This is a genomic window from Candidatus Trichorickettsia mobilis (genome assembly GCF_034366785.1).
In the GTDB taxonomy this organism is placed as follows: domain Bacteria; phylum Pseudomonadota; class Alphaproteobacteria; order Rickettsiales; family Rickettsiaceae; genus Trichorickettsia; species Trichorickettsia mobilis_A.
Genome location: NZ_CP112948.1, coordinates 1 through 8,846 on the forward strand (window position 1 = coordinate 1; position 8,846 = coordinate 8,846).

Annotated in this window: 7 protein-coding genes and 1 pseudogene; 5 read left to right on the forward strand and 3 right to left on the reverse strand. The window is 31.6% G+C overall.

Annotated elements, in window-relative coordinates:
* Positions 1-618: pseudogene (locus Trichorick_RS08780) on the reverse strand (hypothetical protein); the annotation flags it as partial.
* A gap of 475 nt (positions 619-1,093) precedes the next feature.
* Between Trichorick_RS08780 and Trichorick_RS08785 the strand changes: the two are divergent.
* The 3 genes from Trichorick_RS08785 (at position 1,094) to Trichorick_RS08795 (ending at position 3,765) form a co-directional block, all read left to right on the forward strand.
* The gene (locus Trichorick_RS08785; RefSeq protein ID WP_323739280.1) at positions 1,094-1,756 is read left to right on the forward strand and encodes a nucleotide-binding protein; all 663 of its coding nucleotides are present in this window, start codon (positions 1,094-1,096) and stop codon (positions 1,754-1,756) included.
* Positions 1,749-2,045, forward strand: coding sequence for a hypothetical protein (locus Trichorick_RS08790; RefSeq protein WP_323739281.1), 297 nt, complete (start codon positions 1,749-1,751; stop codon positions 2,043-2,045). The genes Trichorick_RS08785 and Trichorick_RS08790 overlap by 8 nt, the downstream gene beginning before the upstream one ends.
* A gap of 1,408 nt (positions 2,046-3,453) precedes the next feature.
* Positions 3,454-3,765, forward strand: a complete 312-nt coding sequence (locus tag Trichorick_RS08795; RefSeq protein ID WP_323739282.1) for a DDE-type integrase/transposase/recombinase — start codon at positions 3,454-3,456, stop codon at positions 3,763-3,765.
* A gap of 89 nt (positions 3,766-3,854) precedes the next feature.
* On the opposite strand, the gene Trichorick_RS08800 is transcribed toward Trichorick_RS08795, so the two are convergent.
* Entirely contained in the window at positions 3,855-6,014 is a 2,160-nt protein-coding gene (locus tag Trichorick_RS08800; RefSeq protein WP_323739283.1) for a GMC oxidoreductase, read from the reverse strand.
* A gap of 11 nt (positions 6,015-6,025) precedes the next feature.
* On the reverse strand, positions 6,026-7,759 hold the full coding sequence (locus tag Trichorick_RS08805) for a class I SAM-dependent methyltransferase (RefSeq protein WP_323739284.1): 1,734 nt from the start codon (positions 7,757-7,759) through the stop codon (positions 6,026-6,028).
* 12 nt (positions 7,760-7,771) lie between these two features.
* Here Trichorick_RS08805 and Trichorick_RS08810 point away from each other — a divergent pair, with 12 nt between their 5' ends.
* Together Trichorick_RS08810 and Trichorick_RS08815 are read left to right on the forward strand one after the other, a co-directional pair.
* The gene (locus Trichorick_RS08810; protein WP_323739286.1) at positions 7,772-8,074 is read left to right on the forward strand and encodes a PDDEXK nuclease domain-containing protein; all 303 of its coding nucleotides are present in this window, start codon (positions 7,772-7,774) and stop codon (positions 8,072-8,074) included.
* Between the two features lie 385 nt (positions 8,075-8,459).
* Positions 8,460-8,846: IS6 family transposase (locus tag Trichorick_RS08815; RefSeq protein WP_323739285.1), on the forward strand; the 387-nt coding region annotated here is incomplete at its 3' end.

Sequence of the window (8,846 nt, forward strand, 5' to 3'; positions counted from 1 at the left end):
TGTTCTAGCAGCAATATATTTTTTATAGCATTGAGTATAGAGATCCAACCAGATTAGTTTATGAAATGGCGTAAGTTGATTATGAGTGCACAGTTCTTTAAGAGTTTGATAGCTTATGCTAATAAATAACTTGCTACGATCAAGATATTCACGTTTAGATTCATTAGTATCAACATAAGGTAGATGTTCTTCTCCAGTCCGATCAGGTGATGTACGTAGCAGTTCAAAGACATGATCAGGTAAAGTGGGATAAATTAAATTGCGATTATTTTGACCGTAAAGATTTTTGTCTTTGTAAAGAATAAAATAGCCTTTAGCTGCCAAATTTTTTTGCATGGTAAAAATTTGAGATCTCGAACAATTAAGCTTTTTTACCCAAGAATCAGCAGCTAAAGCAACAACTCGCTGTCTGTTACAGTGAAAATTGATTAGCGCTAAGCTATCAGCAAGAAGGTAAAATATTTTTTCAATGGTTGTTAGCTCAGTAGTTTCTATAATATAGTTAAGTAAGCCGCCAGTGATTGGAATATAAGCTTCTTTTAAAGCAATGTTGTTATTACAAGTTATGCTTAGTTGTGATGGTGCTTCAACGTTGCAAGTATAAGAGGGCTGTGCCATATCTTCTAGCTTATTAAAATTTTATTAGGCTAGAACATATGTTTTCTTGTAAATAAAGAAAAAAATACTATAATCACAAATGGCTGTTTGTTGGAATAGTGTTTGTTCTAGCAACGAGAAGCGCTGGAGAGTTGGAAGCTCTTTAGCGCTTTTTTTATTTTATATCTAAGCGACTTCATCACATAATGCAACCTCACCAAGTCATATCACTATCATATCATTATAGTATTATATATATATAAAAGTAGTATAGATATGCCATGCTAATCATATCATTATTATATCATTATGATATAATAAACGTTATTTAGCAAAAACATATAAATAATTATTTTAATTGTATATTAATCACACATTTTAATAAAAATATTATTATTGATTGTGTAATATTTATAGTTGATATATAACATTTATATTGTTTTGATATTAAAGTGATATAATAACAGTATATTAACTATATTAGGATAGCGCGCAAATGATAATTCTATTTGGTGGAGAAAAAGGTGGAGTTGGCAAAACTACTCTTGCTACTAATATTGCAGTTTTACGAACAATAAGACAACCTGATACATTACTTATTGATACAGATAGGCAATCTACTGCAAGCTTTTGGTGCTCTGTAAGGGAAGAAACAAATATTACACCAAGAATTACTAGTGTACAAAAATATGACAGGTCAGTTAGAACAGAAATAACAGAACTTAATAAGAAATACAAAGATATAATTGTTGATGCTGGTGGAAGAGATTCACCAGAGCTAAGAGGTGCGTTGTTAGTTAGCAACATTGCTGTATTTCCATTAAGACCTTCTCAATTTGATTTATGGACTTTAAGGAGGCTAGCTGTACTAGTAGAAACTGCTAGAGAAATCAATGAAAACTTAGAAGTATATATTGCGGTAAATATGGCTTCTCCAAATCCTAGTGTAAAAGAAATAGAAGAAATGCGTGAGTTGGTAAAAGAATTTACACAGTTAAAAATGCTTAAAGCAAGTATTTATGAAAGAATAATTTATCGAAGGGCTGCTATAAGCGGTATGGGTGTAGTAGAGTATAAACCTGAAGATCCTAAAGCAATTCAAGAAGTAATTAATCTTTATGAAGAATTATATGGTATAGAGGAAATTAACAATGAGTAATAATAGATTTTCTAAACCACCTTTATCAGCACTTGAAAAAGAGAGAAAAGCAGAGGAATTTTTAAACTTTTTGCCATCTCGAGATAATGCAAAAAAAGATACTGAAGAAAAAGTAAAAGTCCGAGTTTTTAAAAAAGAAGAAGTCAAGGCTCTAGCACTTAGATTTCCTAAATCTTTAGCAGAAGATGTATCTGAAATTTCTGCTCTAACGGGGCTATCAGTAAACGCAGTGTGTGTAGAGCTCTTAAGACCAGTAGCTAAACTAAAATTAAAAGAATTAAAAGAGTAATACTGTTGTTATATTTAGAACTATTAACGTTTTCTCTTGAAAGTAGTGAGAGTTATTAAAGATATAAGGTATGCTATTTACTTTTCAATGCAGTAAGAGTGGCACTTAAATCAATGAATAATATTGATAAGTGTCATTAGTAGATTAAAAATGTTATAATTCTAGAAAGATCTTTGGTTGGTAATAAGCATAATGTTATTTATAAAGCTAAATAAGATTCGCTATTCTCAAACAAACTTAATAGTACTGCTTGAATAATCTTATTTTAGTTTATAACTTTTTTTTATTTATTTTGTCTCTTAATTTTTTATTAATAGCTTGAATACGTGATACAAATTTAAATTTTATCTATATAGTATAAAAATACTATAGTAACTATATATAAATAATGTAATTATTATATCAGAATTATATAACCTTTTATAATTTTAATGTTGTTTTTCTTTTTAAGAGCATTTTCGGACAAATTTATTTAAGCATATAGCGAGAACTTTAATCCATTCTACATAGAAAAACTTTTACTTGAGCTTTACTTTTTCTTTCCTATATTTTTACTGTTTCTACCGAATAATAAGTTTAAATATTTTTCAATGATGAAGGTCGAGTAAATATTTCTAAGGATCATTGTATTAATTAGTATAAAAATACTAGAATAGTTATATACAAATAGTATAATTACTATATTAAAATTATATAACACTATTTATATGTGCTGAAAAATAGTGAGTTTAATTCGGAAAAGTAAGGCAATTGCGAATTATTTTGCGTATTAGCTAACTGTAGCGACTGAATGTATAGAAAAGTTATGATAATATAACAATTATATAAGTAGTATATCAATTATACTCTTAAAATTATTTTATGTAGAAAAAGAGTAATAATAGTCAAAGCTACCGACTGCCTAGGAATCCGGTAGCTTTGTAGTGGGGTGGTCTAGAAACTGTCGTCAATTTCTCCGATCCAATGTGAAAGTCACATAACAACATAACTAAGTACGTTTATTATATATACAACCTAAAGATTAATTATTTGTAAAGAAATAACCTATAAGCAAATATTTTGTCATTAATTTGAGTTTGTCTTTTTCTTCGAATAAAGGGTTACATTGATTGAGAATAACGTATAGAATCTAATTGGTTATTGGTTTAAAAGCTCTGAAGGAATAACTATTTTCTTTGAAAGGATTGGATCATATGCTGATTTGATTAACAAATAAGCACATTACTTGAATCCAAGAATTGTATTTATAATTTCTTTGACTTGAGGCGGGAGTAGAATTTATTTGTTGGTACAACTATAAAATTAATTCTCTCTGAACGATTACCCTTAAGTTAAGTGATGGGTATCAACTATGTTTAGCGATAAAAATTTAAACCCTAAATATTTAAATTTTTATCGCTAAACATAGTTGATACCCGATAAGCTCAGAAGCTACTGTAAGGTACATAAAACATTAATGAAATCCTCTGAACATAGGTTGCATAAAAGGCTTAATAATTTAATAGAAAAATCTCACCAACCTACTAGAGAGAAAGAACGACAGATGCGTAAGTTTAAGTCTGTTACCTCCACTAAAAAGTTGCTATCCTCTATGGGCTCTTGCAATAACTTACTCAAGATTAACCGTTATAAACATCCAGCCGCTACCTATAGACAAAAATTAAAAGAGACTATCGCTATCTACAACAGCATAGTCGATACCCAATATCACTGCGCCTAAACCCTGAAGATTACTACTCATCTTTTAACTGTTCTAAACAACTTGACGGTACCGATTATTGAGCTTAAAACTCATAAAATTTCATTTACTTAACTTGATGGCACCGTGTCATTCAACAAAATTAGACGATCCACAAAAAGTTTGGCAATAGTATATATTGATTGCATTGGGTTAGCTCCTACCGAAGTAGGGAAGATACTACTATCACATACATAAAGATTGGTTATCTCTTTTTTATTCGACAAATCCCAAACTCTAAAATTGCTAGAAACTACTGAACTCTGAGGATCAGACCCTATTTTATTACTACCTTGCATATGAGCTGAAGAAATAAAGTTAAAAGGATCAATAATTGCCAAACGCTCAACAGCTTTATCTATATTACCAGGCGAAAGAAATGGTTCAAATTTAGTATTGCCAAAAATATTTTCAGCTGTTGGTATAAAAACTTCTTGAGCTCCTTGCTGAAATAGAATTTTAATAGCAGTTTTAATTCCTTCGCGTAATCTTATTTTATCGGTGTCACTAATATTATAATCTACTTCTACTTTTCCAGAATTATGATCAATAAAAACACGATTATTGTAGTTTACACTATCAACTAACATAATACCAAATCCCCCAAGTTTCTTATAATTTTGCAGAGTATGAATTATATCTTTGCCACTACCTGGATGAATTTGGGCTATAAATTGTGGGTTATCAGACATTGCTTCATAGAAATAACTACCGTCAGCAGCAGGGGCATAAACAGAAGCAGATAAGCCTTCAAACGCATTTATTTCTTTAGCAAACTGCCCTATCACCCCCATAGATGGGTGTATAATAATTCCTTGCCCAATATTATCATTATTGATGTTTGATTTTAATAACAGTTCTGCAGAACCTAAAGTACCAGCGCTAATAATAATATTTTTGGCATTAATTGTATATTCTTTAACTTCAGATAATTTAAGGTTATTAATATCCTCAGCAACATATTCTTCTTGAAGTAATGGTTGCGCTATCACACTTACTCCTATAGATTTTTTTTCTCCATCATTATTATTGTTGCTAAAGTTAATCCTTACAGCTTTAACATTAGAAAGCAAGCTAAGATGACCTTTAAAATTATCACCTCCTCGCAGTGCTGGTAAAATAAATGCTTCTACGGCTGATATTTTTAAGATCTCATTTTTCTTACCTGCAGGCTTTCTAGCATTAAGATTATAAGTTGTTGCAAGCAAGTCTCCATCTTTTAGCAGCTTATTATTATCGTTAATTTCTTCAGCCGATACCTGCCTAGTATGAACATATGATTTAACCCATTCATAGGCATCATGCAATTTTTGCCAATCCTGATTTGATTGATGAAAAAAATCTGCAGGCAATCTATCGAAGTTAACCCATTCTTGTAATTTTACTTTTATTTGAGGAAGGAGAGGCGAAAAAGCAAGATCTAAATTAACAGTAGTACCTCCACCAACTGTCGCACCGTTACGAATTACAATACCACCACTTATTGTCCTACGATCATTATTTGATTCCATAAGATTGGATGAAGCTTCAGTAATTGTGCTTAAAGGTTTAACAAAAGATCCGGATTCCACTAACATTACCTTTGCTCCAGTAACTTGTCTAGTTAGCTCATGAGCAATAACACTAGCAGCTGGACCACTACCAATAATTAAATAATCTATTTCGCCATCTTCATTAATGATTTCATTATCAACTAATTTAAGTTTAGTTTTTGGTAAGTTCAAATTAACGGCAACTACCTTATTTTCTTCTTTTGGCATAATACCAGCAAGGTCATAGGTTAGAGGTGTTGAGTAAACAATATACAACCAGGTCTGCCGTAGCTTAAAAAGATATTTCTTAAGTTCAGGTGAACCAGCTTGCATAATAGCTCTTCTAAATTCATCTTGCCTTTCTGGACTAACATTCTTAAAGCCATTTTTTACGATATCCGGAAATTCCTTGATAACAATAGCAGGAGGTTGTCTTTTAAAATCACTCAGGGGGTTTAATAGTCCTGCCAGCTCTTTATTATTTTTAATCTTATACCATGTAACCTCACGGTAAAAAACTCGTTTAAGCTTTTGTACTATAGTTAAAGATTCGTCAGCTGGTAAATATAAGTCAAATAAATTCTGATGAAATTCTTTTAAGTGGGATGATTCTTCGTCTTCAAAAAGTTGAGTACTAAAAGCCAAAATACCATATATTGAGATTAGAACAATAAACGTAAGTATGATTATTTTTTTCATTTTCATAGAACCTAGAAATCATGGATATAAAATACTTCAATATTGTTTCTTGAAATAGTTTCTATAAAATCTTTTAGGAGAGCAACTTCTACAGTTACAGCAGTAAATTCTTGATCAACTACTGTTGGAAAAGACCAATTATACAATTTTTTGACCCCCAAAGCAGAATCTAATATCAGTGCTTGTACAGGAAAATGCTTTAAAGTAAATTGAATTCTATCATTACCTGCGATCGAAGCTATTTGTAATGCAAAATTATTATTAAGAGATTTTATGCTTTCCATAAATGCTTTGTAGCGACTTACTTCCACTAGCTTAAGATCATTAATTCCAAATTCTCTAATAACATGTGCGCCAGAAAAAACTTCGCTCACTTCGTTCTTAGGATCTCGAACCAACATTTGAATTTTTCGTGGCTCTGCATCTTGGATAAGCCAACATAGCGGAGCAGAAATTATTCCTTTCAGAGAATATTCAATAGTCATAAATGCTCCTATGAATATGTTCATTTGCGTATAATCTGCAGTTAATACTTGCCAAAATGAATGATATTTTCTTGCCTCATTCCAAGATTTTCCAAACACTTCCCAGAATGATCCAATGCTAGAGAAATAAGGAAACTCATAGAAAGGTTTGTTATAAATAAATTTGGTATATTCAACAGTAGTAAGCACATTGTGCCATTCCGGCGCAGAAAGAAATGTTTTAGTCAAATCTCTTTTATAATAAGGATAATCTTCAATTTGTGATATAACTTCTGATTCTAATTGTAAAGGTTTTATGAACTTTACCATCGCATTTAAAGTAGGGTCACCTGCCTGATATAAGTTATCGCAAGTAGCTTCTGTGAAGCCGGTCATCATCAATAACTTTATCCAATGGCTAAGCGGTTGAAAATTACGATATTCTGTGACTTCCTCCTCCAAATCAAACTCCATTGTTACCAAGTTAAAAATGGTATGTGCTGCTTGAACTATGGATTTCACCTCATCATCTTTAGCATCATGATCTCTAAGAATAAAAATACCACCAGGTTTTAGAATGCGATATATTGAGCTTACAAATGATTGGAGTTTTTCAGTTGGAATATGATGTAATCCTATTACGCAAGATACTACATCAATACTGTTACTAGGAATCTGTTCTTCTGCAATTGCATCATAGTTATTAAGCGGAACAAATTTATCATATGCTTTAAATTTTCTTGAGAAAGACCAAGAGCTACCATGGATATAATCTATTAGACCTTGAGTATTATTAATTACCGTTGCGTGTTCAATAAGCATTGAATTCTTCAAACCATTAATGTAAGTACCAGGAGTACCAATCTCAACATAGTTTTTTATCACTCTATTACCAATTAAATGTTGTAATTGCTCGGATAAAATCTTCTGTTGATGATGTAGTGATTTTACTTTGGCTATAAACGGAACCAAGGGAGTAGTTGTTGAAATTTGTGGTTTCAAAGAGTTATAAAACTCAGCATTTGATAAGTTAAGATTATTATTAAGCATTTTATGTGATATTTCAATAAATTTATCAGCATCGCATTGTCTTAGTACATTGTTTATAAAGTCTTTAACCTCTTTCTCACCACGTTCATTAGATAAAATATACCGCATATTATTACCATTTAAACTGTCAAAATTAATTGAACTAGATGAAGCCTCTCGTGGCAAAAAAAAGCAAACTACTACAAAAAACTGATATATAGTATACTTTATTGTTTTTATTCTTCTTATCATATTACCTCAATTCTGGATAAGGAATATAAATTAAATCATGCAGATGCAGACCTAGGGCAAGTTCAAATTTATGTAAATTACTTTGATCAGGAGGTTATTACTGAGGGTGATAACCCTACTATTGGTCTTATCTTATACACTGATAAAAATGAAGCAATGATAAAGTACACTCTTGGTGCCGAGAATAAACAAATTTTCGCTTCCAAATACCAATTTCATTTACCTACCGAAGAAGAATTAGCAATAGAACTTAGAAAAGAGGTCGAAGGTATAAAACAACATATAAAACTAGATTACTCTAAAAAAGATAAATAACATGTTCAATAACTTTATCAGTGGCGGTCAGATATTTTTGCATAAGCTGCAAATGTTCTTTCAAATACTAGACAGATCGTTTGTTGTTTAATTGTTGCTTAGCGCCGCTATAACGGCAGCGATCTCTTATCCGCAAGTAAGTAAATACGATTGGCCGTCAGCTCTGACTTATCAAAAAGCTTTATGTAGCCACTTTTTTCTTTCCCAACACTCCTCCGGATGTACCGGATTATGATAAAAAATGGAGTAGTTGGGGTAGAATGTTATTTATCGGGTGCCTTGAATACTTAAGAAGTGAAAATATTGCTACCATAGAAAATCGGGTTCTGTCGCATCTGTTGCGGAGACTCTCTAAATCCGGTATAAAGGCTTAAAAAATATTCGAATGCCGTTTAACATTTCTCCGAAATTGGTCAAGTATTTTAAAGGATTTTGTTCGTCGCCCGAGATAATAATGCTATTTGTTTACATGAAATGCAGATTTTCTCTAAGTTATCGTGATTTAGAAGAAATAGTTAGTATTAGAGGAGTGCAGGTAGATCACGCTACTCTACAAAGATGGGTAATAAGGTTTGTACCGTTAATAGATGCTGCGGTAAGGAAACGCAAAAAGCCCGTAGGCAATAGTTGGAGGATGGACGAAACATATATCAAAGTAAACGGATGTTGGGTGTATTTGTATAGAGCCGTTGACTCACTCGGTAATACTATAGAGTTTCTACTTAGGAAACACAGAGATGCCGATGCCGCTAAAGCCTTTTTTCGTAAGGCT

Excerpts from the sequence above, each read along its gene's own strand:
- Trichorick_RS08785 (WP_323739280.1), top strand. The coding sequence starts at position 1,094 with ATGATAATTCTATTTGGTGGAGAAAAAGGTGGAGTTGGCAAAACTACT.
- Trichorick_RS08800 (WP_323739283.1), bottom strand. The coding sequence starts at position 6,014 with ATGAAAAAAATAATCATACTTACGTTTATTGTTCTAATCTCAATATAT.
- Trichorick_RS08805 (WP_323739284.1), bottom strand. The coding sequence starts at position 7,759 with ATGATAAGAAGAATAAAAACAATAAAGTATACTATATATCAGTTTTTT.
- Trichorick_RS08790 (WP_323739281.1), top strand. The coding sequence starts at position 1,749 with ATGAGTAATAATAGATTTTCTAAACCACCTTTATCAGCACTTGAAAAA.